We start from the raw sequence: 26,053 nt of genomic DNA on the forward strand, positions 1-26,053 counted from the left end.
TCACGCTGCCATGTAGCGAAATTTTGTTTCCACCCCCGCCCGCTCTAGGCTAAAAGGTGTCCAAAGTATGAATTTTTAGGTCAGAAGGGGGCGGCACCATGTCTTCCGGTTGGACGTCTTTCAGGAACCGTTTTGGTAAGAAACCCGAGGAGGTCTTTGCAAACCTCCCGCTGCAAAAGGCCGAATCCGCAACATCAGGCCTGCCAATTCCGCCTGCAAAGGACGAGCCGGTCCTCGCTCGGCCCAACGGAGCGCTCGATTCCGTCGGCCAGAAGAACGAACTGATCCGCGTCCGTTTTGCCAATCTGATTGACCGGCTTGAGGAAATCCGCAGCCTCAAGGACGATTTCACCCTGCTGAGCGAGCCGGTCTACGACCTCATCCGCAATTATCCCCAGCTCCAGTCCCGCCTCATGGAAACGGAGGCCGTACTGAAGCAGGAGACCGAAATGACGGTCGCCCTTCGCCGGGAGCTGGCTGATCTCACCAGCATCCAGGCGCGGATGTCCGACGATCTGTCCGCCACTGTCTCGCAGCTGCGCAAGGCTGAAACCAAGGTCCGCGATCAGGAATCGGCCATCGAAGACCTTCGCCTCAACATGAAGGACAAGGAGGCGATCGTCGCCGATCTCGAAAACCAGCTGACTATCGAGACCGAGCGCGCCCGCAACATCACGGAAGAAAATCAGGCCCTACGGCTCGAAGCCCAGGAGGCGGACCAGACGGTGGCCCGCGCCGAGCGCGAGCTGATCGAAACCCGTGAGCGCAACGGCCTCCTCGACCATGAGGTGAAGCGCCTGCAGAAGGTTGCGGAGGAGCAGAATTATCGGCTCTCCAGCCTCACCAACCGTTACGGTGAGCTGGAAACCCAGCTCGAGGGCACCCGCCAGCGCGCCTCCGAGCTCGAGACCAAGCTGATGAGCGAGCAGGTGCTGCGCCAGCGGCTCGAGACTCAGCTCGATTCCGAGCGTTCCGCGCATCAGACCGATCTTTCGGCCCTCGACATGAAGATCGAAGGTCTCAATTCCCGTCTTGGCGCCACGGACAAGATCCTGGCTCATACCCGCGATCAGCTCCGCGACAAGAACGAGGCGCTACGCGGCGTCGAGCGCAGTCTGAAAGAGACGACCATCGAGAAGAACACGGTCGACCGGCGTCTGGAGGCGACCCAGCAGGAGGTCGAGCGTCAGGTCGCCATGGTCAACGAATTGCAGCGCTCCCGCATAGAACTGCAGGAGCGCGTGGAGATGCTCAACAAGGCCATCGCAGCCAAGGACTTCCAGATCGAAAGCTCCGACAACAAGGTGGCAAGTCTCTCCGAGCGCATCGACCAGCTCACCAAGCGCTTCGAGCAGGATCGCAGCACGCTGGAATCCACCAATCGTCGCCTCACGGAAGAGCTGCAGAACGAGAAGGCCGAGCGCTCGCTCATCCAGGGCGCGCTGGAAATCGCACGCGAGAGCCGCATCAAGATCCAGAAGAAATACGTATCCCTGCGCAAGAAGACGCGCCTCGATACGCAGGAGGACGACCCGACCCTCTTCGACGAGGAGGAGGTCGAGACGAATGTCCGGCCGCTGAAATCCTCGGACGCGGAGTAAGGAACGCTCGAGAAGCCCCGCAGCATCGCGGGGCTTTTGTTTGATAGGGCAGCCTCGCAGCCGCAATCGACGATCCCCCGACCTTGGCAGGCATCGCCTTGCCTTGAGGGACGGGTGCGTGAACCCGGAAGGCCCGGTTCTCAGGCTCCCTCATAAATGATCCGGCAAAACGGGCATCTGGAGCCGAAAAGATCGTGCAGCATCAGAGGTTCGGGCCCTGATGAATTAGCCTCTCACCCATTGATTCACATCAAGATCGGAGCTTCCCGCATCGGATAGGCTCTTGCCGTATTGAAATCTCGTGGCTGCCTGTCAAGCCTGTGCGAAAGGCTGTACCTGGGAAGAGGCGGAAGGCACCGGATGCCGTGCCTCAACCGTCGGGCCAGGCGATTGCTTCGCGATTGAGCGATCCCGGCCAACGATCCACCCTTGCTTTGGAAGGCAGTCTTGAGGGAGGAGAACATGGAGATCCGCAAGTATCTCGCCGAGGCCATCGGTACGTTCTGGCTTACCTTTGCCGGGTGCGGCAGCGCCGTCATCGCGGCGGGCTTCCCTCAGGTTGGCATCGGGCTGCTCGGGGTTGCGCTCGCCTTCGGCCTGACCGTTCTCACCATGGCGTATTCCATCGGCCACATCTCAGGCTGCCATCTCAACCCCGCCGTCACCGTCGGGCTTGCCGCGGGCGGCCGTTTTCCGGCCAAGGATATCGTGCCCTACATCGTGGCGCAGGTCGTCGGCGCCATCGTCGCCTCGGCCGTTCTCTATGCCATCGCGCGCGGCGCGCCCGATTTCGATCTCGCCAAGGGGTTCGCCGCCAACGGTTACGGCGATCATTCGCCCGGGCATTACACCCTGCTATCCGGTCTCATCGCCGAAGTGGTTCTGACGATGATGTTTCTGTTCATCATCATGGGGGCCACGCACGGCAAGGCGCCGGTCGGGTTCGCGCCGATCGCCATCGGTCTTGGGCTCACGCTGATCCATCTCGTCGGCATTCCGATCACGAATACATCGGTGAATCCGGCCCGCAGCACCGGACCGGCTCTGTTCGTCGGCGGATGGGCGCTCGCACAATTGTGGCTGTTCTGGGTGGCGCCGCTGATCGGCGGAGTTCTGGGCGGGATTCTCTATCGTTGGCTCAGCGAGGAGCCGGCCGCGCTGGTCACAGGCATACCGCGGGCTCCCGCGCACTAAAGCATCGTGCGCAAAAGTAGACCCGGTTTTGCGGCCACACGATGCTCTCATCTGATGCGCTAGGTCCCGGTGTAATTTCGCGTGTGTCCGCCAAACCTGCGGACACACCATCACGTATCTTCAGCAGCCTCTTTCACAAGCCGGTAACTGAGATAAGAAGGGTCTCGACGGGAATCGCGGCGGCCTGATCCGCTCCCATGCCAAACCGATGGAGCGGATATCCGTGAGCTTCGATCCAGTAGCGTTCCGGCGCCGGGTGCGCCTTCTTCTCGACGATCATGCGAAGGCTTTCGCTCGTCCCGTGGAGGATCACGCCCTGCTGCGGAGCCAGATCGAGCGGGGCGAAGATATCCATTCCCGCCATACCTTTCCCGGCCATGTGACCACGTCGGCGATGATCCTGGACGAGACGGGACGGTACACTCTCCTCATCCGCCACCGCTCCCTCGGGCGCTGGCTGCAGCCGGGCGGGCATTACGAGATGCCGGACGATCTGGAAGCCTCCGCTCTGCGGGAAGCAGTCGAAGAGACGGGATTGCAGGATCTCGCCCTCGATCCCTGGCATCGGGCGACCGGCCTTCCCATCGATATCGACAGCCATCGCATTCCGGCTCGCCCTGAGCGGCAGGAGCCGGAGCATTGGCATCACGATATCCGCTATGTGGTGCGGGCGCGAAGCGCCGATGCGCTCCGCCCGGACTTCGACGAGGTCGAGCAGGCCGCCTGGCACCCTCTTTCGATCCTGCAGGACATTGCCCCGGCGGCGGTGAGGAATATGCAAAGGCTCGGCCTCGTCGGAATATGAGGGCCCGTCAGGGCAAGACGATCCGGGATTGCATCGTCATGGGCGAAATAAAGATCGCTTGTACAGACTGCATCTTCCCTAGAGCATCGTGCGCAAAAGTGGACCCGGTTTTGCGCTTAGAACGATGCTCTCATCCGATGCTTTAGCGTCGATATGGATCTGATAAAATTTGCGCCAAGTATTTTTCGGACAAATGCAAAGATTGGTCTTCTTATTACGCTAAGTCATCGTTAACGGATTAGGCGACATTGTGTCCGCATTGCGGTGTGCGGAGATTCGGGACAATGTTGTCTCTTGCTCGTTTGCGGTGGCCTTCGGTGCGGATTCGTATCGCCGCGCTGAGTGGCGTGATGGTGCTGGGGTTCGGGATCGTCGGTGCGGTCTTCCAGGCCGGTCGTGTGGACGTGGAACGGGCGCTCGACGTCCAGCAGACCTATGCGGCTCTGGCCGAGAAGGCCTACCAGTTCCGGGTCCGCGCCGACGCCTTGAAGATTACCGCCCGGGCATGGACCGCATCCCGCCTTGGGCATCACGGCCAGGCCTTCAACGAACAGCACAGCGCCCTCGTCGAGCAACTTGTCGCCATGAACGCTGCGCCGGGCGCGACCCTGATCGCGCAGGAAGTGGCGGAACTCGTCCAGCGTTCAACAGGGTTGATCCAGCAGGCAAGGATCCTCGACAGCCTCTATCTCAGCATCGGCTATCAGGCCGGGGAGGGGGCCCGCGGACGTCTCATGTCGACCGCGGCAAACCTCGAAAAACTGGCCAGGCCCCTTGCAAGTGGCGGCGAGGCTGATCCCTTGCGCCTATGGGCGGCTACGCTCGGCATGTTCCATCAGGAGGCCAAGGCCCGCGCCTCGCTCGAGGACAGCAGCATCCTGGGCGCTTTCGAAGTGGAGCAGGGACGCTTCACACGGGCACTCAACCGGCTCGGTGGAGATGCCGCCGAGGCGAAGCCCGCCCTCGCGGAGGCCGGTGAAGCCTATACGGCCGCCTTCAACGCCTGGGCTGGCCTGGAACAGAAGGTCTCCGGGGAGGGTGAGCACCTTACCGGGCAATTCGATCTGCTTGTGCCGATACTCGAACAATTGCTCGCCAAGGTGCGGGCCGAGGCGCAGGAAACCGATACACGTCTGATTGCCTCGCAGCAGCACACCTTCACGCTGATCCTCTGGGTGATGGGAGGCGCGCTCGCGCTCGGCCTGATCCTGACCCTGCTCGTCGGGCGCTCGATTTCCCTGCCGCTCAGCCGCCTTCAGCAGGCGATGCAGCGTTTGGCCGATGGCGACGCGACCACAGAAATCCCCTCCACCAGATCCTCCGATGAAATCGGCGCGATGGCGCGCACGGTCCTGGTCTTCCGCGACAACGCCCTCGAGCGCGAGCGCCTCACCGGCGAGCGCGAGGGAATGGCGGCTGTGGAGGCACAGCGTGCCGCCGCAATCACACAGGCGATCGGTGACTTCGATGCATCCGTCGATCAGATCCTGGCCGAGGTCCGGCGGGCCTCCGGCGATCTCGCGACGGCAGCCGGACAACTTCAGGGATCGGCCCATCATGTCACGCAGCAGGCGCAGGCCGCGGGCGATGCTTCGAGCCGCGCATCGATGAACGTGTCGGCTGTGGCAAGCGCCGCCGAGGAACTCGATGCCTCGCTTGCGGAGGTCGCAGCCCGGACAAGCGCATCGGCGAAGGCTTCCGAGCGCGCTGTCCTCGAGGCCAGGGGCGCATCCGGCAGCATGTCGGCCCTGTCCGCAGCCACCTCGCAGATCGACGAAGTGGCGGGCCTGATCCGCACGATCGCGTCGCAGACCAATCTTCTCGCTCTCAATGCGACGATCGAGGCGGCGCGCGCCGGAGAGGCGGGCAAGGGGTTTGCCGTGGTGGCGAGCGAGGTCAAGACGCTCGCAGCCCAGACGACGCGGGCGACCGAGGATATCGCCCGGCAGATCGAGGCCGTGCAGGCGGCCTCGCGCGATACGCTGGGCGCGCTCGGCTCTGTACAGGGCAGCGTGGAGGATCTTGCGACGGTCGTATCCGCCGTTGCCGTTTCTGTGGGCCAGCAGACGATGGCGGTGTCGGAGATCGCCCGCTCCGTCGCGCAGGTTTCCGATGAAGCGCAGGCAGGTGCGGCGGCCATCCAGACCACGGAAGCCGTCGCCGTGCATTCCCTGGAGGCGGCCCAGGCTGTTGCGGACCTCTCCGTCGCGCTGGAGCGGCAGGCGGAGCGTCTCGGGGCGGAGATCGGCCAGTTCCTCGACAATGTCAGGGCCGCCTGACGTTCCCTTTGCGAGAGGCACTGGCGATCCCCCTAACAAACGCCCTGGCCATGCTTACATCTCCTTCCGACGCTTGAGGCGTGTGAAGGAGATTTGTCATGAACGACCAGGAACGCCAGGTCATCGCGGATATTTTTCGCCGCTTGGAACAGGTCGCAAACCAGCCGCGCGATCCGGAGGCGGAGGCCTTCATCGCGGATAGAGTGCGCCAGCAGCCCTATGCGCCCTATGCCATGGCGCAGGCCCTTTTCGTCCAGGAGCAGGCGCTCGCCAATCTTCACGCCGAGAACGAGGCTCTTCGCACCGAGCTTGAGAATGCCAGACGTCAGCCGCAGCAAGGCAGCTTCCTGTCCGGCCTTTTCGGCGGCGGTGCCCGTCCGCCCGAGCCGGATTATCGGGAGCCGCCGCGCCAGGCCTCACCCTGGGGTCAGCCGAGCCCGCAGCCGGTGCAGCAGCCCTTCCAGCAACCACCCTTTGGCGCGCCGCAGGGTGGCGGCATGGTGGGCGGCGCTCCCGGTCCGTGGGGCGGCATGCAGCAGCGTAGTGGCGGCGGTTTCCTGCAAGGCGCGATCTCGACGGCGGCCGGCGTCGCCGGCGGCGTGATGATCGCCAACGCCCTGTCGCATGCCTTCGGCGGAGCAGGAGCGGCGGCACAGAGTGCCCTCGGGGACAAATCGGCCCTGGCCGATCTGGGTGGTACCCAAGGCAATGATGCCGGCAATGCGAGTAATGCCAGCATCACGGACGCACTCTATCCGGGCCAGCAGGACGATCAGAACAATCAGAACAATCAGGATGATCAGGACGATCAGGACGATTGGGATATGGGCGGCGATAATGGGGATGGGGGCGACTGGACCTGATCTCGTCCTCATCCGGTGACGGCAGAGCGCCCGCCAATGACGGGCGTTTTTTCGAGAGCACGATCAAATTTTAGGGCTTCGGCTGGATCAGGTCCCAAAGATTGCCGTAAAGGTCCTCGAACACCGCCACCGTGCCGTAGGCCTCTTCGCGCGGCGTTTCGTGAAAGGCCACGCCGCAGGCGCGCATGTTCTCGTAATCGCGCCGGAAATCATCCGTGTAGAGAAACAGGGCGACCCGGCCGGCCACCTGATTGCCGATCCGGGCTTCCTCCTCCGGCGTCGCCGCCTTGACGAGAAGCAGGCCCGCCCCGGTAGAACCGCGCGGTGCGATCCGTACCCAGCGTATCATGTCGTCGAGCGGCGTGTCTTCGATAAGGTCGAATTGCAGCGCCGTGGTGTAGTGGCGGATCGCCTCGTCGTAATCCCTGACGATGAGGGTCACCAATCCGATATTCTGCTTCATGGATCTCTGCCTTGCCGGAATCAGTGTCCAGCCGTGCGGGAAAACAGGTTGATCACCAGCACGCCGGCCAGGATGAGCGCGATGCCGAGGATGGCGGGTAAATCGAGGGCCTGGCGGTAGAAAAGCCAACCGGCGAGGGCGATCAGCACGATACCAATGCCTGACCAGAGCGCATAGGCGATGCCGACCGGGATCGTCCGCAGGGTCAGCGACAGGCAATAGAAGGCCAATCCATAGCCGACGACCACGATGATCGACGGCCAGAGGCGGGAAAAGCCTTCGGAAGCCTTCAGGGCCGAGGTAGCGACAACCTCGCTCAGGATCGCAACGAGCAGATAGGCGTAATTCATGAATCCTCAGCATATGGGAGGGGGCTTGCGATGCCGTAACGCAAACCTGGCAGTCGAGGGCATCATCCTTGCAGGGGAGGGCGTTCGGTCGAAAATGGCAGGAATGTCTGCGAATGATGTATAAAGATAACCTATATATTCATATAGGGAGATGAACGAAGTGTTGTTCAGAGGAATATTTTGCCGTTAACCTATATGAATGAATAGTATTTTATGTTATATTAAATTATGTACGGAGTTTGTTTCCGTATTATTGACGGTTTGTTCCAAGATTTTTATCCATAAGTGTATAAAACTATCCATAAGTGTTATCTGCCATTGAACAAAAAGCGAACTTAGGGACGTTGTCCTCGCTTCCCCTGAATACATGTCTCGGAAAAGGCGTTGCAGGAAAAAAAGCCGGATCCTTTGCAGATCCGGCTCTCATCGACAGCCCGCGCGAGGGCTCGCCCAGCCCTCTTTCAAGAAGATCAGATGACGACCACCGGCGCGCCGACCGGGACGCGGTTATAGAGGTCTATCACATCCTTGTTCAGCATGCGGATGCAGCCGGAGGAGACCGCTTGGCCGATGGTATGCGGCTCGTTGGTGCCGTGGATGCGGTAGAGCGACGAGCCGAGATAGAGCGCCCGCGCGCCAAGCGGATTGTCGAGGCCGCCTTCCATGTGCCTGGGCAGGTCGGGACGGCGCCTCAGCATGTCGGAGGGCGGGCGCCAATCGGGCCATTCCCGCTTCATGCTTACCGTCTTGCGGCCGGCCCATTCGAAGCCGGGCCTGCCGACGCCGATGCCGTAGCGGATGGCCCGGCCGCCCGCTTGGACGAGGTAGAGATATTTGGATGGCGTGTCGATGATGATGGTGCCCGGCTTTTCCGGCCCCCGATAGGCGACGACCTGCCGCTCATATTGAGGGCGGATCGCATAATCGAGCGCGTCATCCGCGCCTGTCTCGTAGCCATAATCTCCCGGCAGGGACGCGACCGTTCCGCCATAAGCCGGCCGGGTGCCGTAGGCATAGCCGGTCATGGGGTCGACCTGCCGGTAAGCCTGTGGGCGCGATGCTGGACGGGTTACGCTCGGGTAGGTTTCGGAATAGCCGTCCGCCGGGTATCCGGGTGGATAGCCATAGTTGGGCACCACGAGCAGGTTGCCATAGGCGTCCCGTGGGGCGCCATAGGGTCCGATCGGCTGTGCGAAGGCTGAGGCGGAAAGGAGCAGGGTGAAGAGGGCAGCGGTGCAAGGAAGCAAAGGGCGCATCGAAGCATCCTGTCGTATGAAGTTCTCGAATTCCCCGAATTAACGGAAAGCGCGGTGATTGTTTCCGAGAAATCGGCCGAACTGGGACAAATCGGGCGGCTGGAATTCATGTCGACATGCAAAAACCGATGGTGATTAGCCCGGCGAATTGCTGTATGAGCCGGCTCTTACGCCTGCGGTAGCCTCCATTCCGGACGTCGCCCTTCATCATCGAGACATCATGCAGTTCGGTCCCGCCCTGCGGGCTGCCGCGGGCATCGCGGTTTTGTCCATCATGGATGCGGTCATCAAAGGGATGGCCGCCCACTATCCGACATTCCAGGTCGCCTTCCTGCGCTTCGCCTGCGGAACCCTCATCGCCACCGGCGTGGTGACGGCGCTCCGCCCGGGTTGGCCGACTCGCGCGACGATCGTCGCGAACCTGATGCGCTCCGTGGCCGCGGTGGTGACGGCAGTCAGCTTCTTCTATGCGCTCGGCCAGTTGCCGCTTGCCGAAACCCTCGTCCTCTCCTTCCTCTCCCCCATGTTCATCGCCCTGTTCGGCCTGCTTCTGCTGCAGGAGAAAGTCGATGGACGGATCGTTCTCGCGATTGCTGTCGGGTTCGGTGGCACGCTCATCGTGGTCCTGGGCCAGACGGAAGGCGCCCAGGCCGCGCGCTCCTGGTCGGGCGTCGCGGCGGCCTTGCTCTCCGCTGTCACCTACGCCTTCAGTCTCGTCCTCCTGCGCCAGAGAGCGCAGCGGGACAAGTTCATGCATATCGTCTTTTTCCAGAATATCGGCCCGGCGCTCCTGGTCTCACCCTTCGCATTCTGGTTCTGGCAGCCCCTGAACCTGGAGCATCTGGCCTGGTTCATGATCATGGGGGTGCTGGGCGTCATCGGCCATATCCTGATGACGACCGCCTATGCCAAGGCCGAGGCGGCCCGCCTCGCGCCTCTGGAATATACGGCCCTGATCTGGGCCGCCGCCATTGGCTATGGAGTCTTCAGCGAAGTTCCGACCTGGGCGACGCTCGGCGGTGGAGCTCTCATCGTCGGGGCCGCGTTGCTGACCTCCCGCCGCTGAAATTCTTAGGCTTTCAAGCAAAGCTTCAGTCGGGCGGCGTCGTTTTCGTCCCGTTCACGATATCCTTCGGGGGTGTCTTGACTCGTTCTTGCGTCGTCCTTATCTCGCGGCAGGCGCTGGCACTCGTCCTCGGACAGTGCTAACAGCCAAGACCAGGACGTGGCCATTGGGGGCTACGCTAACAGTCAAAGAGGAAGTTCCATGAAGTTCCGTCCGTTGCACGACCGCGTCGTCGTCCGCCGCCTCGAGAGCGAAGAGAAGACGAAGGGCGGCATCATCATCCCCGACACCGCCAAGGAGAAGCCGCAGGAGGGCGAAGTTGTCGCCGTCGGTTCCGGCGCCCGTGACGAGAGCGGCAAGCTCGTTGCCCTCGACGTGAAGCAGGGCGACCGCGTTCTTTTCGGCAAGTGGTCCGGCACCGAGGTGAAGATCGACGGTCAGGATCTCCTGATCATGAAGGAATCCGACATCATGGGCGTGATCGCGAAGTAATTATCGCGCCGTCCTCCCTTCCATTTCATTTCCAAGTCAACTGGAGGCAAAGCCCATGGCTGCCAAAGACGTAAAGTTCTCCTCCGACGCCCGTGAGAAGATGCTGCGCGGCGTCGACATCCTCGCCGATGCGGTCAAGGTCACGCTCGGTCCGAAGGGCCGCAACGTGGTGATCGAGAAGTCATTCGGCGCGCCGCGCATCACCAAGGACGGCGTCACCGTCGCCAAGGAGATCGAGCTGGCCGACAAGTTCGAGAACATGGGCGCGCAGATGGTGCGCGAGGTCGCCTCGAAGACCAACGACATCGCCGGCGACGGCACCACCACCGCGACGGTTCTGGCCCAGGCCATCGTGCGCGAAGGCGCCAAGGCGGTGGCCGCCGGCATGAACCCGATGGACCTCAAGCGCGGCATCGACATGGCCGCTGCGGAAGCCGTCAAGGACATCCAGGCCCGCGCCAAGAAGGTGAAGTCCTCCGATGAAGTCGCCCAGGTCGGCACCATTTCCGCCAACGGCGATTCTTCGATCGGCGAAATGATCGCCCATGCGATGCAGAAGGTCGGCAACGAGGGTGTCATCACGGTCGAGGAAGCCAAGACCGCCGAGACCGAACTCGATGTCGTCGAAGGCATGCAGTTCGACCGCGGCTACCTCTCCCCGTACTTCATCACCAATGCGGAGAAGATGGTCGCCGAGCTGGAAGACCCCTACATCCTCATCCACGAGAAGAAGCTCTCCTCGCTCCAGACGATGTTGCCGATCCTCGAGGCCGTGGTGCAGACCGGCAAGCCGCTGCTGATCATCGCCGAGGACGTGGAAGGCGAAGCGCTCGCCACCCTCGTGGTCAACAAGCTGCGGGGCGGCCTGAAGATCGCCGCCGTCAAGGCGCCGGGCTTCGGCGACCGCCGCAAGGCCATGCTCGAGGACATCGCCGTCCTGACCGCCGGTCAGGTCATCTCCGAAGATCTCGGCATCAAGCTCGAGACCGTGACCCTCAATATGCTCGGCCGCGCCAAGCGGGTGCGCATCGAGAAGGAGAACACCACGATCATCGACGGCGCCGGCAAGAAGAAGGACATCGAGTCCCGCGTCGGTCAGATCAAGGCGCAGATCGAGGAGACCACCTCGGACTACGACCGTGAGAAGCTCCAGGAGCGTCTGGCCAAGCTCGCCGGCGGCGTCGCGGTGATCCGCGTCGGCGGCGCGACCGAGGTCGAGGTGAAGGAGAAGAAGGACCGCGTCGACGATGCGCTCAACGCCACCCGCGCGGCGGTCGAGGAGGGCATCGTTCCTGGCGGTGGCACGGCCCTGCTGCGCGCCAAGGCGGCGGTGGCCAAGCTGAAGACCGACAACCCCGACGTCCAGGCCGGCATCAAGATCGTCCTGCGCGCGCTCGAGGCGCCGATCCGTCAGATCGTCGAGAACGCCGGTGTCGAAGGTTCGATCGTGGTCGGCAAGATCAACGAGAACAAGTCCGACACCTTCGGCTTCAACGCCCAGACGGAAGAGTACGTCGACATGCTGAAGGCCGGTATCGTTGATCCGGCTAAGGTCGTGCGCACGGCGCTGCAGGATGCGGCCTCGGTCGCTGGCCTGCTCGTCACCACCGAGGCCATGGTCGCCGAGGCGCCCAAGCGCGAATCCGCTCCGGCCATGCCGGGCGGTGGCATGGGCGGCATGGGCGGCATGGACTTCTAAGAAGTCCATAAAAAGCTGCCCATCATCAAGAAAGCTCAAGTCCGGCGGGCCGGACTTGAGAGGCGGCATGGACTTCTAAGAAGTCCATCGCTCAACGCGAAGAAATGAAGAGGCCCCGGAGCGATCCGGGGCCTTTTTCGTTGGGATCGGGGTGGAACGGAATCCTCAGGCTGGTCCGTCCACGCCTCTTTATGGCACCGCAGCCAAGCGGTTCCGATTATGGAATACTGCGCTTCCGGCACCTTTGGGCCATCGAGGGAGAGAAATATGACCGAGCAGTCAGACAAGCCGTCAGAAGGTCCGGTGCAGACATGTCGCGTCGCCGTCATCGGGCTCGGCTCGATGGGCTTCGGCATGGCGTCCTCTCTGAAACGCGCGGGCATCGATGTCGTCGGCTGCGATGTCGATCCTGCCGCGGTCGAGCGGTTGGTCGCCGAGGGTGGGCATGGCGCGGCATCCCCCGCGCAAGCGGCGGAGGGCGCGGATATCGTGGTATCCGTCGTCGTGAATGCGGCGCAGACGGAGGCCGTCCTGTTCGGGCCGAACGGCGTTGCGGAAGCCATGCCCAAGGACGCGGTGTTCATCTCCTCGGCCACCATGGATCCCGAGGCGGCCCGCCGCCTTGCCCAACGTCTCGAGGCCAGGGGCCGCCATTATCTCGATGCGCCGATCAGCGGGGGCGCCCAGAGGGCCGCGGAAGGGGCGTTGACCATTCTCGCTTCCGGCAGACCTGCGGCGTTTGCCAGGGCAAGGCCCGCGCTCAAGGCCATGGCCGCGAAACTCTATGAACTCGGCGACGAACCCGGGCAGGGGGCCGCCTTCAAGATGATCAATCAGCTGCTCGCGGGTGTGCATATTGCAGTCGCCTGCGAAGCGATTGCCTTTGCCGCAAAACAAGGGCTCGATCTCAAAAAGGTCTACGAGGTGATCACGGCTTCGGCAGGCAATTCATGGATGTTCGAGAACCGTATTCCGCATGTGCTCGACAGCGATTATGCACCTCGCAGCGCCGTCGACATTTTCGTCAAGGATCTCGGGATCGTTCAGGATATGGCGCGGAGCGCCAAATTCCCAGTGCCCGTGGCGGCCGCGGCGCTTCAGATGTTTCTGATGACATCCGGTGCAGGAATGGGCCGCGACGACGACGCCTCGGTGGCGCGCCTCTACGCGCAGGTGACGGGAGCGAAGCTTCCCGGAACGGATGCTTGACGCACATGCGCTGGCGTTGCTCCTTAACTAACTCGGGCAGGTTTGGACTCCACCTCATGCATGGGCGTCAGGCCCCCTGAGGGCTTGAGCGAGTGGTGCCGGATCGGCTGAATATGCGAAGGGCGAATGGGATTGCATACCATAGCCCAAGCAGAACGATCAGCGATGCAACCGCTGCGGTCAGGCCTGCCATTTCCGAAGATAAGCTCCTGGATACGACCACGTAAAGATCGGCGGCGATTCCGATCGCGAGCGCGCCGCTGGCAGCAAGAATGAAGCGGCTGCCGGTGACTAGGAATTCCTGTGAATCTTCCCCGTTATAGACGATGCGGTGGAATGCGGCTGGCGCCATCAGGAAGATGACGGAAAACGTGATCGCTGCCAGCGCGCCAAGGTGAATGAGCTTTGAGTCGAACGACAGTTTCTCGAACGTTTCCGCGAGTGTGATCACGAGCTGAAAACCAAGCAGAGCCTGCACCCCCGGCAGCATGACGCGGGCCTCAGTCAGCATCTGGTCGATCTTGACATCGAGAGGGGTCTGTTCCTGGGAGGTTTTCTGCTGAGCCATGGCGCGCTCCATATGGCCGGATGTCCGCTTGCGAATGATTTCGAGCCCGTACCAAAACAGCATGGCAAGTCCAAAGAAGAGGCTGCCGATCAGGAGGCCGCCTGCGGTTCCGAGGATACGTTCGGTGGCCATGAAGATTCCGATCCCGAGCGCCGCTGCGAAGGGAGCAAGTGCCAGACTGGCATATCGGCCGATGACTTGGATGATGCGATATGTGTCGTCGCCTTCCTCCACGATCTGATGCTGCATGGATGGTGCGATCAACAGGCCTATCGTCAGCGTGATCAGCAGCAATGCGGCAACGTGGAGGATGCGATCATAGAAGGGAAGTTGCTCGAAGACAGGGCGAAAGGTGCCTTGCAGCTGGAAGCCGAGAAGAATTTGAGAGCCGAGCACCAGCATCCGTGTTTCGTCCAGTGCGACTTTTACTTTTCTGAATAAGGACATACCAACCTGATTTCGCCTCTTCGAGGACGTGAACGGCCTCGCTCGCGGCAGGTTCCATGATTGCCGTCAGGTTCCCGGCAATATGCCCTGCGTTGCGACATTCGGGGGCTTCATTCCACAGGGCTGAGGCGGACCTGCACCGTTTAGGCCGATACGCGTATGCGCGAGCTTCACTTTTCGCGCATCAAAGCAACGGGCTTACCAGCCGTGCAATATTTTCGATGGTTTTTGCCGCCAGCGACCGGGTGTTCCAAGCCTCCAGGGATAGAAGCTCGCTCGCTGCGAAATAGCGCTCCTGTTCCGCGTGAAGCTGCGCGGTGACGTCCCGGTCGAACAGGATCAGGCTGATCTCGGAATTCAGAACGAAGGAGCGCATGTCGATATTGCTGGAGCCGATCAGCGATATCCTGCGATCCACGCTCAGATGCTTCGCGTGGAGAAGCTTGTCCCTGTAGAGATGGATCTTGATGCCGGCGGCGAGCAGCTCGGCATAATAGGAGCGCTGCGCCAGATTCACCAGAACCTGGTCGACAGGCTTCGACAGGACGAGATGAACGTCGACCCCGCGCAGCACGGCGGTCTCCAACGCATGGAGCAGGGCCTCGTTCGGGATGAAGTACGGCGTCGTGATGACGACGCGCTTGCGCGCACCGTGGATCAGCGCTTCGATCAGGCGCTCGACGGCCGCCTCCGGATAGTCCGGGCCGCTCGGCAGAACCTGCGCGACGACGTTTCCCGTATGGTGCGGCTCGGGAAAAAGCCCAGGCGCATCGAGCACTTCCTGCGTTTCGAGAAACCAATCCGTCACAAACACGCCCTGCAGTTCGAGCACGACGGGACCGGTGACGCGAACGACGAGCTCCTGGTTCGTGATGCCCGGCTTGAAATCGAAATCGACAATGTTCTGCGAGCCCACATAGCCGATCTCGCCGTCGATCACCGCGATCTTGCGGTGATTGCGCAGATCGGCGCGGGCGGATTTCCGGCGCAGCAGGCCCACGGGCAGGACGAGGTGAGCCGATACACCGCGTGCCTCGAGCGCCTCGACGACACTTGGCGCCCAAGCGCGTGAGCCCAGGGCATCGATGAGAACCCGACAGGTCACGCCGCGCTCGACCGCGCTGGCCAGCGCCTCGATCACCTTCCAACCCGTGGCATCATCCGCGAAGATGTAGAAAAGCAGGTGAACATGCGCGTTCGCCCGGTTGATATCGGTCACCAGCCGCTCGATCGAGCCGTCATAATGCGAGAGCAGCTCCGCATGATTGCCATCGAGACTGGGAAAGCGTCCGAGATTCTGGATCAGGGTCGCGGCCTGTTTCAGGTTCTCGGGCAGTTCAGGCTCCTGACGGGCCGTCACGTCCTTGAGCCTGTCCGCTACGACCTTGAACACCAGGGGCAGCCGTGCGAAGCGCTCTCGCCGCCAGCGCGGGTAGGCCGGGCGTCCGATGAAGAAATAGACCACCAGCGCTGGCCAGGGCAGGAAGAACACGAACAGAAGCCAGCCCTTCGCCGCTTCCGGTGAGCGCCGGAACGGCACGACGATCAGCATCACCAGCCGGATGATCCACTCGGAGGCCAGATAAAGCGAGGCCCAGGAGATGCTGCTGAGCAGGCTCATGCAGTCAGCCGCGGAATGATGAGCGAACGGTTGCCGCCTATGGCGCGGGCTCGCTCATGCGAAGGGCAGGGACCGTGGGGGCGATGAACCGGCATGGCGCATCTTGAGCAGGCAAAATGAAGCTGTCCAGTTCGGAGTCGAGATCTTGCCGATATGTCGCCGGCCAGCGTGCCATCCGGTCTGTCGCGGCCCTATTCCCCGATCGGCACCGGGCTTCGTGCCTTGCTCACCCCTTTGTGGCCCGACAGTTCCTTCAGGAAGGAATCAGCCCACCATGAGACATCGTAATCCTGGAGCGTCTTCATCATCCGCTGCCAGCGCGCCACCCGTTCCGCCCGATCCATATGGAGCGCGTCGCCGATGGCCTCGGCCACTTCGAACTTGTCGTTGGGATTGACGATGAGCGCGTCGTTGAGCTGCTGGGCCGCTCCGGCGAACTTGGAGAGGACCAGGACGCCAGGGTCCTCCGGATTCTGAGCGGCAACGAATTCCTTGGCGACGAGGTTCATGCCGTCGCGCATGGGCGTGACGAGGCCGACGTGGGCGATCCTGTAGAGGCCGGCGAGGACGGATCGCGGATAGGTGCTGGTCACGTAGTGGATCGGCACCCAGCCGGGCTCGCCGAGCGAGCCGTTGATCCGCCCGAGGGTCTCGCTCACGGTCCGACTGAGCGAAGCGTATTCGGGAACCTCGCTACGGCTCGTCGGGGCGATCTGGAGATAGGTCACATGCCCGCGCTGGTCGGGGTTGCTGACGAGAAACCGCTCGAAGGCTTCCATCCGCTCGGGGATACCCTTCGAATAGTCCAGGCGGTCGACGCCGATGATCAGACGGCGCGAGCCTAGGTTGGCGATGGTCTGCTTCACCAAGCGGTGCGTCGCGGGGCGGCGGGCGGCCTGCTGGAAGCCGGCTACATCGATGCCGATGGGAAAGCCTTTCACGCGGGACTGGCGGCCGTTGAGGGAGATCAGGTCGGATTTGCGCTGGGTGGCACCGAGTTCCTGAACGATGCCGCGGCGAAGGTTGTCGGCATCCCGTTCCGTCTGTACGCCGACCAGATCGTAATCCGTGATGGTGCGCAACAATTCCCGGCTTCCGGGCAGGGTCCCGAACACTTCCGGCGCGGGCCAGGGAATGTGGTGGAAGTACCCGATCCGGTTGGTGAGGCCGAGAGCCCGCAACTCCGCCGCCAGAGGGATCAGGTGGTAATCGTGCACCCAGATGAGATCGTCGGGCCGTATCAGCCGGGCCAGGGCATTCGCAAAGCTGCGGTTGACCCGCAGATATCCGGCATAATCGGCTCGCGAGAACTCCGACAGGCCGAGCCGGTAATGCATGATGGGCCAGAGTGCGCGGTTGGCGAAGCCGTTGTAATATTCCTGACGGTCGATGGAGGTCAGATCCATCAGGGCGTAGTGGACATTGCCCTTGTCGACCATCTTCGGCTCAGTGGAGGGATGGGCCGAAACCTTTCCACTCCAGCCGAACCAGAGACCCTGATAGGCCTGAAAGGCCTCACGCAATGCAACGGCCAAGCCGCCGGCCGAACCTTTACCGGTAGGATCGGGTATCGAGACCCGATTGGAAACAACGACAAGTCGAGACAACAACACCCTCCGAATTGTTCTCGTGCAAACATCCCATAGTGATTGTCCCGCATTAACTAGAGCGGCTCGGCCCGATGACAGCCTCGACCGTTGCACAAAGTCCGGTCCTGGACGCTGATCGGCGCAATGGGACCTGCTTCAACAGGCCGTGAGGAGGGGGTGATATCGGTAGAATATTTGGCCGCTTTGCCACAGCATGATCCGGTTCTGTTGAAACTCGATCATGCTCTTGGCCTTTGATTTTGCATGATCTTTTCGGGAAACCGGGTCCCGCTTTTCCGGATCATGCCTGGACCAGGACTTGATGAGCCCCTTACCCAAGCAACAATCTCTCAATGGTGTCGACAATGGTGCGATCCGCCTGCGCGAGATCCGCCTGGCGTCCGGGCTGGTTCTCGGCGCGTTTCTTCTGACGCATTTCAGCAACCATGCCCTCGGGCTGTTCTCCATCGAGGCGATGGAGCGGGGACGGCAGGCGTTCAATCTCCTCTGGCGCAACCCGCTCGGGACCGCGCTGCTCTATGGGGCATTGATGCTGCATTATGTGCTCGCCCTCACGGCTCTCTTCCGCCGGCGGACCCTGCACATGCCGGCAAGGGAGGCGGCCCAGCTTGCGCTGGGGCTTTCGATTCCCTTCCTTCTTCTTTCTCACGTGACCGGAACGCGCCTGGAATTCTCCCTGACCGGCCGGGAGGTGGGATATCCCGACGTGCTGCGCGGTCTCTGGATCACGGCTCCGGAGAATGGTGTCAGGCAGGCCCTGGCGCTTATCGTCGTCTGGCTTCATGGCTGTCTCGGACTCTATTTCTGGCTCCGCTCGAAAAGCTGGTTTCCGCGCTACGCGACCCTTCTCTACACATGCGCCCTGCTCGTTCCCGTGCTCGCACTCCTCGGCTTCGCGGAGGCCGGCAAGGAGATCGCCGCCGATCCGGCACGCTTCCCGCCGACGCCGGCCATGGCCAGTAGCGCCGATCTCCTCACCGATATCCGCACGAGCCTTTATGTCTTCTTCGCCGCCTCGATCGGCGTCACGCTCGCAGCGCGCGGGTTTCGCGCCTACAGGAATCGGAATCGGCGGATCCGCATCACCTATCCGGGCGTCGAGGTCGTATCCATTCCGCTCGGCTTCAGCGTCCTGGAAGGCAGCCGGATCGGCGGTATCCCCCATCAATCGGCGTGCGGCGGGCGCGGCCGCTGCTCCACGTGCCGGATCCGCATCGTCGAAGGTCTCGAGGCCCAGCCCGCGCCGACGGCACAGGAGCTGGCGACGCTCAGAAGGATCAGCGCGGGTCCTGATATCCGGCTCGCCTGTCAGCTCAGGCCGACCCATGATCTTTCCGTCATCCCGGTTCTGTCTCTCGGTCCGGGCGGAATGATCACGCTCCTGGCGAGCAGTCGCGTGGGACGTGGGCGGGAGCGCGAGCTCGCCGTCCTGTTTTGCGATCTGCGCGGTTTCACGCGCCTGACGGAGCACCGTCTTCCCTTCGATACCGTCTTCATCCTCAATCGCTATTTCGAAGTGGTCGGGCGGGCCATCGAGGATGCGGGGGGGCATGTCGACAAGTTCATCGGCGATGGCGCTCTGGCTCTGTTCGGGCTTACCCAGCCTCCGGAGAAGGCGACGAAGCAGGCCTTCGATGCCGCGCTGCGAATCCTCAAAGGGGTCGATCATCTCAACAGGGTCTATGCCAGTGAGCTGGATCAGCCACTGCAAGTCGTCGTGAGCCTGCATGCGGGGCCGGCGATCATCGGAGAGATGGGATATGGTCAGGCCACGAACCTGACGGCCGTCGGCGATACCATCAACGCGGCCAGCCGGCTCGAAAGCCTGGCGAAGGAGCGGGGCGCGCAGCTCGTGGTCTCGGCCGAGCTGGCGAGGAGAGCGGGGCTCGACCTGACAGGCCATGAGCGGCAGACCGTCCTGGTACGAGGCCGCGAGGCGCCGATCGATGCCTGGATCATCCAGGACGTGCGCGAAATCACATCGGTTGGCTGATCCACGCCTCTAAACCTCAATCTGAGCCGACGAGTTAGCCCATTCGTATGAAGGCGCGACGGCTGGCAGGTCAGAGATTTTGTGTTATTATATTTCGAAAATCAGCCTTCTGTGGCATTAAGAACGTTCCTTCTGTGGCATTAAGAACGTTAAAGCGAGCGCCCATACGGGGAGAGGCATGCCGAAGTCGGGAGCCCGGAAGCTTGGTCAACGGAAGCCCGGCCGCGCTTTCGGCGGAGCATCTGGACAGAACTATCGTATCCTGATCGAGCTCAGCCCCGATGCCCTCATTCTCCATGATGGCGAGCGTGTCATCCTTGCCAATCGGGCGATGGCCCGTCTCGTCGGGGCGGGATCGATCGACGACATGCCAGGTTGGGCATTGCTGGATTTCGTGGCGTCATCGTCTCAGGCCCTCGTGGAGGAGCGCATTCGCCATATGCACCATGTGGAACGGCCGCCCCTGGTCGACGAAACCTGGAGGCGCGTCGATGGGTCGGAGGTCCAGGTCGAGGTGGCCGCGGCGCCGATGCCCTGGGTCGGCCCGCGAGCGGCGATGGTCATCGCCCGCGACGTCACCGAGCGGCGCCGTCTGGAAGCGGAGCGGGAGGCGTTGCTGGCTGAAAAGGAACTCCTGATGCGGGAGGTGCATCACCGGGTAGCCAACAGCCTGCAGCTCGTGCAGGGGATGTTGGCACTTCAGGCCCGCGGCGCGGAGAGCAAGGCCGTGCAATCCCAGCTTCGCGAGGCCTCCGCCCGCATCGGCACCATCGCCACCCTGCACGGCAGGCTTCAGAACGACAGTTCCGCCGTCGAAGGAGAGGCTAGAGCCTATCTCGAAGGCGTGGTCGCCGACCTCCGCGTTGCGATGGGAGAGACTTATACGCGTCAGATCATCCTGGAAAAATCCGATGCTTCCCCTGTGACCCTGAAGGCGGATTCTCTGGTCGCCCTCGGCCTTATCGCCGCCGAAGCCGTCACGAATTCCATCAAGCACGGAGAGGGGAATATCAGGATTCGACTTGCCAGAAGCTCTTCCGATCTGGAACTGACCATCGAGGATGAGGGAACGGGGTTTCCCATGGACTTCGATCTTGCAAAAGACGGGCGAGGCCTCGGCATGCAGATGATCGCCTCCCTCATTCAGGCGCGCGGCGGCAAACTTGCGATAGGTCCTTGCAAGGCGAGCGCCGCTGGGCCGCTGAGCCGCATCGCGGCAACGCTTCCTCTCCAGGAAGGCTGATGGGGGCGGGCTCTCTTTCGCAAAACCGATATCCCTTTTGCGGGAAATACCTCCCATCGCCGGTCCGGAACAAAGGGAGAGCGGATCACGTTCCAAAGCCGAGCTGACGGTATCGAATGTGAAGGAATGTGTTTTGCCAGCCCCAGAACCGCGCAAGGGAACGCCGGATCCCACATTGACCGAGGATGAATTCCGCAGGCGGTTTTTAAGCCAATTCCGCGATCCCGCCTTCGGTCCGCTTGCCGGTGAGCTCGACCGCGTCGCCGCTGCCGCCTGGGATGCCTACAACCATAATCGCAAAAGCCCGCTGACCCGAAAGGCAGGGCCGGGTTTCGCCGACCCGGATTACGATCTCGCAGTCGATTGGATCGCCGCGCGGGACGCCATCGGCGCGGCGCAGCAGCGGCATGAGGATGCGAACGGGCCCGCGCGCCTCCTGCTCATCAGCTCATCCTCGCGCAGCGAGCACACCTGTCCGGGCGAGATGTCCAAGACCTATCGTCTGGTCGAGATCGCGCGGGATGTTTTTGCCGGCACGGCAAATATCGAGATCGAGGTTCTCGAACTGAGCCGGCTTGCGGCCGAATACGGTCGCCATATCCATCCGTGCAAAGCCTGCTTTTCGACGGCGGCTGCGCTCTGTCACTGGCCGTGCTCCTGCTACCCCAACTACGCCATGGGTCAGACGCAGGATTGGATGAACGACATCTACCCGAAATGGGTCGAGGCACACGGGATCATGATCGTCACGCCCGTGAACTGGTATCAGGCCCCTTCGCCGCTGAAGCTGATGATGGATCGTCTCGTCTGCGCCGATGGCGGCAATCCGGATCCGACACGCACGCACGGCAAGGATGCCGGACGCGCAAAGGAGATCGAGCTGGAGGGCTGGGATTATCCCAAGCACCTCGCAGGGCGTCTCTTCTCCGTCGTGGTGCATGGCGACGCCGCCGGTGTGGAGAACGTTCGCCGCAGCATCGCCGACTGGCTCACCGACATGGATCTCATCCCCGCAGGCGTTTCCGCCGAACTCGACCGTTATATCGGCTACTGGAAGCCTTATGCCACCAGCCACGACGATCTCGATCAGGATCTCGCCGTGCAGGAAGAGGTGCGCAACGCAGCCCGCACGCTGCTGGAAGCCGTGACGGCGAAGAGGGCGGGGGCGTTGGTATCGGCTGGAGAGGATCTTAAGGAACCGCGCCAGAAATGAGAAAGGCGCCATGGCATTGAAGCCATGACGCCTTCATTGAATCGTGATGTTTGGTGCTTATTTCGGAGCGGACTTCACCTCCGCATCCCACTTCTTCAAGAGGCGCGTGCGCTCGGCCACAGAGCCGTATTTGGCGGTGTCGTAGTTGATCAGCTTCATCTCGGAGAGCTTCGGCGCGTCGGGTGACACCGGAGCCTGCTTGTTGGATGGGATCGAGTAGATCTTGAGATCCGCGCCCACGAGCTTCTGCGCCTCGGCGGAGAGGGACCAGTCGACGAATTTCTGCGCGGCTTCCATGTTCTTGCCGCCCTTCACGACGGAGACGGAACCGGTTTCGTAGCCGGTGCCTTCGCAGGGCGCGATGGTCTTCACGGGCGCGCCATCGGCGATCATCGTCACCATGTCGTGCATGAAGGCGATGCCGATGGCGGTTTCGCCGAGCGCCACGGCCTTCACCGGAGCCGCGCCCGACTTGGTATATTGATTGATGTTCTTGTGCAGGTTCTTCATGTAGTCGAAGGCCTTGTCCTCGCCCATGAGCTGCACGAGGGAGGCCAGGAACACATAGGCCGTTCCGGATGAATTCGGATCGGAGATCTGCACCTCGTCGCGATATTTCGGATCGAGCAGATCGGCCCAGCATTTCGGTTCCGGCAGGCCGCGGCTTGCGAGGACCTTTGTATTGTAGCCGATGCCGAGCGCGCCGAGATAGGTGCCCGTGGAGCGATAGCCCGATTGTTCCGCAAAGTGCGCGGCCCAATCGTGCAGTTGCGGCAGCGAGGACGATTTGTATTCAGCCGTCAGCCCTTCCTCGGCTGCCTGGATATGCGAGTCGCCGGGGCCGCCCCACCACACGTCCGCGCGTGGATTCGATGCCTCTGCGCGGATCTGCGCCAGTGTCTCGCCTGTGCTCTTGCGCACCATCGTTACCTTCGTGCCCGTCGCCTTTTCAAAGGCGGCCACGCCGGCGCGGCACTGCTCTTCGAGAATGGAGCAATAGACGGTGAGCGGTGCTTGAGCCCGTGCGGCAAGCGGTGCGGCGCATACAGTCGCGGTGAGAGCCAGACCGAGAAGTGAAAGGCGCATCGTGTTTCCTCCTTGGGATGCGGATGTCTAGAGGTGACTTATCTGGATTGGGCGATGAAGGAGCTTAGCCGGCTTCTTGTCAAGGCGATGCGATGCGTCGGGCTTGATAAGTCGAACAATCGCCATGAGTCGCAATGAATTGCGCGGTCGGGGAAGGGCATTCCAATCGTGATGGCCGGGACAAGCCCGGTCATGACATCGGAGAAGCAACAAAAAAGCCGGGCTCAGAGGCCCGGCTAAGTCAGGAAGAAATGGAGAAGGAACGGCTTACCAGCTCGTCAGCACCGCGCCCTTGAACTTCTCCTCGACGAACTTCTTCACTTCGGAGGTGTGATAGGACTCGACGAGAGCCTTCACCCACGGCTTGTCCTTGTCCTCTGTGCGCACGGCGATGATGTTGACGTAGGGGCCCTTCGGGTTCTCGCGGGTCAGCGCGTCCTTCACCGGATCGAGGCCGGCCTGGGTGGCGTAGTTGGTGTTGATGACGGCGGCGTCCACGTCGTCGAGCACGCGTGGAGCCTGCGCGGCATCGATCTCGACGAATTTCAGCTTCTTCGCGTTCTCGGTGATGTCGAGGATCGTCGGCTTGAAGCCGACGCCGTCCTTCAGCTTCACGAGGCCCTTGTCCTGCAGCAGAAGGAGCGCACGGCCGCCATTGGTCGGATCGTTCGGGATCGAGATGGTCGCGCCGTTCGGCAGGGCATCGAAAGCTTTGTGTTTCTTGGAGTAGATGCCGATCGGGAAGTTTACCGTCGTGGCCGCGGTCTCGATCTTGTAGCCGCGGTCGGCCTTCTGGTTGTCGAGATAGGGCTGGTGCTGGAACGAGTTCGCCTCGAGCTCTCCGGAGGCTAGCGCCGCGTTCGGCACCACGTAATCCGAGAACTCGACGATCTTGATGTCGAGGCCCTTCTGTGCCGCGATCGGCTTCACTGCTTCGAGGATCTGCGCATGCGGGCCGGGCGTTACGCCGATGCGGACAACCTGCGTCTGTGCCGCGGCGGGCAGGACGGCGAGGGAGAGAAGGGTGGCGAGGCCCAGTTGCTTGAGGGACATGTCGTTCTTCCTTATTGGACGTGTGTAAAGATCAAACGTGGCGGATGCGCTTGTTGAGGCGGCGGGCGAGGCGGTCGCCGATGCTCTGCAGGGCCTGTACGAGCACGATCAGCACCACGACGACGGCCAGCATCATCTCGGGCATGAAGCGCTGATAGCCGTAGCGGATGCCGAGATCGCCGAGACCACCGCCGCCGACTGCGCCGACCATGGCCGAGAAGCCGATGAGCGAGACGACGGCGAGTGTGAGCCCGAGCACGATGCCGGGTAGCGCCTCGGGGATCAGAACCTTGAGCACGATCTGCAGCGGGCTCGCGCCGAAAGCGCGCGCGGCCTCGATGAGCCCCTGATCGACCTCGCGGATCGCGCCCTCGATCAGACGCGCGATGAAGGGCGTGGCGGCCACGGTCAGCGGCACGATGGCGGCGTTGGTGCCGATCGAGGTGCCCGCAATCAGCCGTGTGAACGGAATGATGGCGACGACGAGGATGATGAAGGGCGTCGAGCGCGTGGCGTTGACGACGACGCCGAGCACCCGGTTGATCCAGGGCGCGGCGAAGAGTTCGCCCTTGTCGCTGGTGGCGAGAAATACCCCGAGGGGCAGGCCGAAGAGGGTGCCCAGGCCCGCCGAGATGGCGACCATGAGGAGCGTTTCGCCGGTTGCTCCAGCGATGAGGCGGATCATCTCAGGCGACATGGCCGAGAACCTCCGTGTCGAGTCCGTAATGTTTCAGGAACGCGAGGGTCTTTTCGAGGGAGACTTCCGGCACGCCGATGACGAGGGTGCCGCAGGGCCGGCCCGCAATTTCGTCCACGGAGCCGGCGAGGATGTTCGCCTCGATATTGAGATCGCGCGCCAGCCGCGCCAGAACCGGGTCGGTGGCGTGCGGTCCGCGAAAGCCGATGCGGATCACCGCCTGGCTGCCGGGTGTGGCGACGGGCTGCAGGCGGCTGGCGACATAAGGCGGCAGGGCGCGGCCGGTCTCGTCTGCGAGGAAGGAGCGCGTCACCTCGTGTTGCGGGCGGGTGAACACGTCGAACACGTCGCCCTTCTCGACGATACGCCCGGCCTCGATCACCGCCACTTCCTTGGCGATGGAGCGGATCACCGCCATCTCGTGGGTGATGAGCACGATGGTGAGCCCAAGCTCCGCATTGATCTTGGCGAGCAGGTCGAGGATCGAGCGGGTGGTTTCCGGGTCGAGGGCCGAGGTCGCCTCGTCGGACAGCAGAACCTTGGGCTTGGTGGCGAGCGCGCGGGCGATGCCGACGCGCTGCTTCTGTCCGCCGGAAAGCTCGGAAGGATAGCGGTTGCGCTTGTCGGTGAGCCCGACCAGGGCCAGAAGCTCGTCCACCCGCGCCTTGATCGCGGCCTTGTCGTAGCCCGCCACTTCGAGCGGCAGGGCGACGTTCTGGGCGGCCGTGCGCGAGGAGAGCAGATTGAAATGCTGGAAGATCATGCCAATGGAGCGGCGTGCGTGACGCAGGGCCTTCTCGGGCAGGGCGGAGATATCCGCGCCATCCACGATCACGCGTCCCGATGTCGGCTTCTCGAGCCCGTTCACGAGGCGGATCAGCGTCGATTTGCCCGCCCCCGATCTGCCGATGATACCCAGGACTGAACCTTGTGGCACGGCCAGATCGATGTCATTGAGCGCGGAAACCGGCGCTCCCTGCCGTCCGGGATAGACCTTCGATACGTTCTCCAGCCGAACGATCTGTTCCGCAGGGACGAGCCGCTGCAGCGGGTGACCGCCGTAATATCCAAGAGGTGCGTTCATTCCAGTCCGTCTCTTTCTAAGGAGGGAGAAATGACTGAGAACGTTCTCTATGTCAACTTTTTCGTTCGTTAAATAGGAAGCATGCGATTTTCAGAACGGTCAAGTTCGCTTGAGCCTTTCAATTCAAGGCTTTCTGCTCATTACGAAAATTTCAGTCGCAA

At 62.3% G+C, this 26,053-nt stretch carries 22 protein-coding genes; 12 read left to right on the forward strand and 10 right to left on the reverse strand.

Translation table 11 applies throughout. The features are described 5' to 3' along the window. The first annotated feature begins 98 nt into the window (after window positions 1–98). The 5 genes from AB4Y97_RS13395 to AB4Y97_RS13415 all read left to right on the forward strand — a co-directional run bounded on the left by AB4Y97_RS13395 (window position 99) and on the right by AB4Y97_RS13415 (window position 6,742). Window positions 99–1,601 (forward strand): chromosome partitioning protein ParA, encoded by a 1,503-nt coding sequence (locus tag AB4Y97_RS13395; RefSeq protein WP_441999540.1) that lies wholly within the window; start codon window positions 99–101, stop codon window positions 1,599–1,601. 462 nt (window positions 1,602–2,063) lie between these two features. Then, the gene (aqpZ, locus tag AB4Y97_RS13400; protein ID WP_441999541.1) at window positions 2,064–2,795 is read left to right on the forward strand and encodes an aquaporin Z; all 732 of its coding nucleotides are present in this window, start codon (window positions 2,064–2,066) and stop codon (window positions 2,793–2,795) included. A 223-nt stretch (window positions 2,796–3,018) separates the two neighbouring features. Continuing rightward, complete coding sequence (locus AB4Y97_RS13405) at window positions 3,019–3,600, forward strand: NUDIX hydrolase (RefSeq protein ID WP_441999542.1); 582 nt, start codon at window positions 3,019–3,021, stop codon at window positions 3,598–3,600. 317 nt (window positions 3,601–3,917) lie between these two features. Beyond that, window positions 3,918–5,879, forward strand: a complete 1,962-nt coding sequence (locus tag AB4Y97_RS13410; protein WP_441999543.1) for a methyl-accepting chemotaxis protein — start codon at window positions 3,918–3,920, stop codon at window positions 5,877–5,879. 98 nt (window positions 5,880–5,977) lie between these two features. Next, window positions 5,978–6,742 carry a DUF2076 domain-containing protein gene (locus AB4Y97_RS13415; RefSeq protein ID WP_441999544.1) on the forward strand — a complete coding sequence of 255 codons (765 nt, stop codon included), beginning with the start codon at window positions 5,978–5,980 and terminating at the stop codon, window positions 6,740–6,742. Window positions 6,743–6,812: 70 nt separating this feature from the next. Here the strand turns inward: AB4Y97_RS13415 and AB4Y97_RS13420 are convergent, their stop codons facing one another. The 3 genes from AB4Y97_RS13420 to AB4Y97_RS13430 form a co-directional block, all read right to left on the reverse strand. Next, on the reverse strand, window positions 6,813–7,205 hold the full coding sequence (locus AB4Y97_RS13420; protein ID WP_441999545.1) for a VOC family protein: 393 nt from the start codon (window positions 7,203–7,205) through the stop codon (window positions 6,813–6,815). 20 nt (window positions 7,206–7,225) lie between these two features. Then, a complete protein-coding gene (locus AB4Y97_RS13425) occupies window positions 7,226–7,555 on the reverse strand; it encodes a DMT family transporter (protein WP_441999546.1) in 330 nt (109 codons plus the stop codon). Between the two features lie 470 nt (window positions 7,556–8,025). Further along, on the reverse strand, window positions 8,026–8,811 hold the full coding sequence (locus tag AB4Y97_RS13430; protein WP_441999547.1) for a L,D-transpeptidase: 786 nt from the start codon (window positions 8,809–8,811) through the stop codon (window positions 8,026–8,028). 220 nt (window positions 8,812–9,031) lie between these two features. Between AB4Y97_RS13430 and AB4Y97_RS13435 the strand changes: the two genes are divergently transcribed. The 4 genes from AB4Y97_RS13435 to ltnD all read left to right on the forward strand — a co-directional run bounded on the left by AB4Y97_RS13435 (window position 9,032) and on the right by ltnD (window position 13,277). Further along, window positions 9,032–9,877, forward strand: coding sequence for a DMT family transporter (locus AB4Y97_RS13435; protein WP_441999548.1), 846 nt, complete (start codon window positions 9,032–9,034; stop codon window positions 9,875–9,877). A 201-nt stretch (window positions 9,878–10,078) separates the two neighbouring features. Further along, window positions 10,079–10,369 (forward strand): co-chaperone GroES, encoded by a 291-nt coding sequence (gene groES / locus AB4Y97_RS13440; protein WP_441999549.1) that lies wholly within the window; start codon window positions 10,079–10,081, stop codon window positions 10,367–10,369. Between the two features lie 55 nt (window positions 10,370–10,424). Continuing rightward, complete coding sequence (groL, locus tag AB4Y97_RS13445; protein WP_441999550.1) at window positions 10,425–12,068, forward strand: chaperonin GroEL; 1,644 nt, start codon at window positions 10,425–10,427, stop codon at window positions 12,066–12,068. Between the two features lie 267 nt (window positions 12,069–12,335). Further along, window positions 12,336–13,277 carry an L-threonate dehydrogenase gene (gene ltnD, locus AB4Y97_RS13450; RefSeq protein WP_441999551.1) on the forward strand — a complete coding sequence of 314 codons (942 nt, stop codon included), beginning with the start codon at window positions 12,336–12,338 and terminating at the stop codon, window positions 13,275–13,277. Between the two features lie 67 nt (window positions 13,278–13,344). On the opposite strand, the gene AB4Y97_RS13455 is transcribed toward ltnD, so the two are convergent. The 3 genes from AB4Y97_RS13455 to otsA all read right to left on the reverse strand — a co-directional run bounded on the left by AB4Y97_RS13455 (window position 13,345) and on the right by otsA (window position 17,520). After that, window positions 13,345–14,292 (reverse strand): DUF6328 family protein, encoded by a 948-nt coding sequence (locus tag AB4Y97_RS13455; RefSeq protein ID WP_441999552.1) that lies wholly within the window; start codon window positions 14,290–14,292, stop codon window positions 13,345–13,347. A gap of 184 nt (window positions 14,293–14,476) precedes the next feature. Further along, window positions 14,477–15,913: a cardiolipin synthase gene (gene cls / locus AB4Y97_RS13460; RefSeq protein ID WP_441999553.1), complete on the reverse strand. Its 1,437-nt coding sequence runs from the start codon at window positions 15,911–15,913 to the stop codon at window positions 14,477–14,479. Window positions 15,914–16,104: 191 nt separating this feature from the next. Beyond that, the gene (gene otsA, locus AB4Y97_RS13465; protein ID WP_441999554.1) at window positions 16,105–17,520 is read right to left on the reverse strand and encodes an alpha,alpha-trehalose-phosphate synthase (UDP-forming); all 1,416 of its coding nucleotides are present in this window, start codon (window positions 17,518–17,520) and stop codon (window positions 16,105–16,107) included. A gap of 304 nt (window positions 17,521–17,824) precedes the next feature. On the opposite strand from otsA, the gene AB4Y97_RS13470 reads away from it, so the two are divergent. From AB4Y97_RS13470 to AB4Y97_RS13480, 3 genes are all read left to right on the forward strand, one after another. After that, on the forward strand, window positions 17,825–19,516 hold the full coding sequence (locus AB4Y97_RS13470) for an adenylate/guanylate cyclase domain-containing protein (protein WP_441999555.1): 1,692 nt from the start codon (window positions 17,825–17,827) through the stop codon (window positions 19,514–19,516). A gap of 178 nt (window positions 19,517–19,694) precedes the next feature. Next, the gene (locus AB4Y97_RS13475) at window positions 19,695–20,759 is read left to right on the forward strand and encodes a sensor histidine kinase (protein ID WP_441999556.1); all 1,065 of its coding nucleotides are present in this window, start codon (window positions 19,695–19,697) and stop codon (window positions 20,757–20,759) included. 133 nt (window positions 20,760–20,892) lie between these two features. After that, entirely contained in the window at window positions 20,893–21,972 is a 1,080-nt protein-coding gene (locus AB4Y97_RS13480) for a flavodoxin family protein (protein WP_441999557.1), read from the forward strand. A 57-nt stretch (window positions 21,973–22,029) separates the two neighbouring features. Here the strand turns inward: AB4Y97_RS13480 and AB4Y97_RS13485 are convergent, their stop codons facing one another. The 4 genes from AB4Y97_RS13485 to AB4Y97_RS13500 all read right to left on the reverse strand — a co-directional run bounded on the left by AB4Y97_RS13485 (window position 22,030) and on the right by AB4Y97_RS13500 (window position 25,892). Beyond that, complete coding sequence (locus AB4Y97_RS13485; protein ID WP_441999558.1) at window positions 22,030–23,058, reverse strand: ABC transporter substrate-binding protein; 1,029 nt, start codon at window positions 23,056–23,058, stop codon at window positions 22,030–22,032. A gap of 267 nt (window positions 23,059–23,325) precedes the next feature. After that, window positions 23,326–24,111 (reverse strand): MetQ/NlpA family ABC transporter substrate-binding protein, encoded by a 786-nt coding sequence (locus AB4Y97_RS13490; protein ID WP_441999559.1) that lies wholly within the window; start codon window positions 24,109–24,111, stop codon window positions 23,326–23,328. Window positions 24,112–24,142: 31 nt separating this feature from the next. Continuing rightward, on the reverse strand, window positions 24,143–24,808 hold the full coding sequence (locus AB4Y97_RS13495; protein WP_441999560.1) for a methionine ABC transporter permease: 666 nt from the start codon (window positions 24,806–24,808) through the stop codon (window positions 24,143–24,145). Then, window positions 24,798–25,892, reverse strand: coding sequence for a methionine ABC transporter ATP-binding protein (locus tag AB4Y97_RS13500; RefSeq protein WP_441999561.1), 1,095 nt, complete (start codon window positions 25,890–25,892; stop codon window positions 24,798–24,800). The genes AB4Y97_RS13495 and AB4Y97_RS13500 overlap by 11 nt, the downstream gene beginning before the upstream one ends. Window positions 25,893–26,053 lie beyond the last annotated feature (161 nt).

Source organism: Microvirga sp. 2TAF3 (genome assembly GCF_052114965.1).
GTDB lineage: Bacteria > Pseudomonadota > Alphaproteobacteria > Rhizobiales > Beijerinckiaceae > Microvirga.

Coding starts and splice junctions, on each gene's coding strand:
- AB4Y97_RS13430 (WP_441999547.1), bottom strand. CDS start 8,811: ATGCGCCCTTTGCTTCCTTGCACCGCTGCCCTCTTCACCCTGCTCCTT.
- AB4Y97_RS13490 (WP_441999559.1), bottom strand. CDS start 24,111: ATGTCCCTCAAGCAACTGGGCCTCGCCACCCTTCTCTCCCTCGCCGTC.
- AB4Y97_RS13475 (WP_441999556.1), top strand. CDS start 19,695: ATGCCGAAGTCGGGAGCCCGGAAGCTTGGTCAACGGAAGCCCGGCCGC.
- AB4Y97_RS13425 (WP_441999546.1), bottom strand. CDS start 7,555: ATGAATTACGCCTATCTGCTCGTTGCGATCCTGAGCGAGGTTGTCGCT.
- ltnD (WP_441999551.1), top strand. CDS start 12,336: ATGACCGAGCAGTCAGACAAGCCGTCAGAAGGTCCGGTGCAGACATGT.
- cls (WP_441999553.1), bottom strand. CDS start 15,913: ATGAGCCTGCTCAGCAGCATCTCCTGGGCCTCGCTTTATCTGGCCTCC.
- AB4Y97_RS13395 (WP_441999540.1), top strand. CDS start 99: ATGTCTTCCGGTTGGACGTCTTTCAGGAACCGTTTTGGTAAGAAACCC.
- groES (WP_441999549.1), top strand. CDS start 10,079: ATGAAGTTCCGTCCGTTGCACGACCGCGTCGTCGTCCGCCGCCTCGAG.
- aqpZ (WP_441999541.1), top strand. CDS start 2,064: ATGGAGATCCGCAAGTATCTCGCCGAGGCCATCGGTACGTTCTGGCTT.
- AB4Y97_RS13495 (WP_441999560.1), bottom strand. CDS start 24,808: ATGTCGCCTGAGATGATCCGCCTCATCGCTGGAGCAACCGGCGAAACG.
- AB4Y97_RS13485 (WP_441999558.1), bottom strand. CDS start 23,058: ATGCGCCTTTCACTTCTCGGTCTGGCTCTCACCGCGACTGTATGCGCC.
- groL (WP_441999550.1), top strand. CDS start 10,425: ATGGCTGCCAAAGACGTAAAGTTCTCCTCCGACGCCCGTGAGAAGATG.
- AB4Y97_RS13415 (WP_441999544.1), top strand. CDS start 5,978: ATGAACGACCAGGAACGCCAGGTCATCGCGGATATTTTTCGCCGCTTG.
- AB4Y97_RS13500 (WP_441999561.1), bottom strand. CDS start 25,892: ATGAACGCACCTCTTGGATATTACGGCGGTCACCCGCTGCAGCGGCTC.
- AB4Y97_RS13420 (WP_441999545.1), bottom strand. CDS start 7,205: ATGAAGCAGAATATCGGATTGGTGACCCTCATCGTCAGGGATTACGAC.
- AB4Y97_RS13455 (WP_441999552.1), bottom strand. CDS start 14,292: ATGTCCTTATTCAGAAAAGTAAAAGTCGCACTGGACGAAACACGGATG.
- AB4Y97_RS13435 (WP_441999548.1), top strand. CDS start 9,032: ATGCAGTTCGGTCCCGCCCTGCGGGCTGCCGCGGGCATCGCGGTTTTG.
- AB4Y97_RS13470 (WP_441999555.1), top strand. CDS start 17,825: ATGAGCCCCTTACCCAAGCAACAATCTCTCAATGGTGTCGACAATGGT.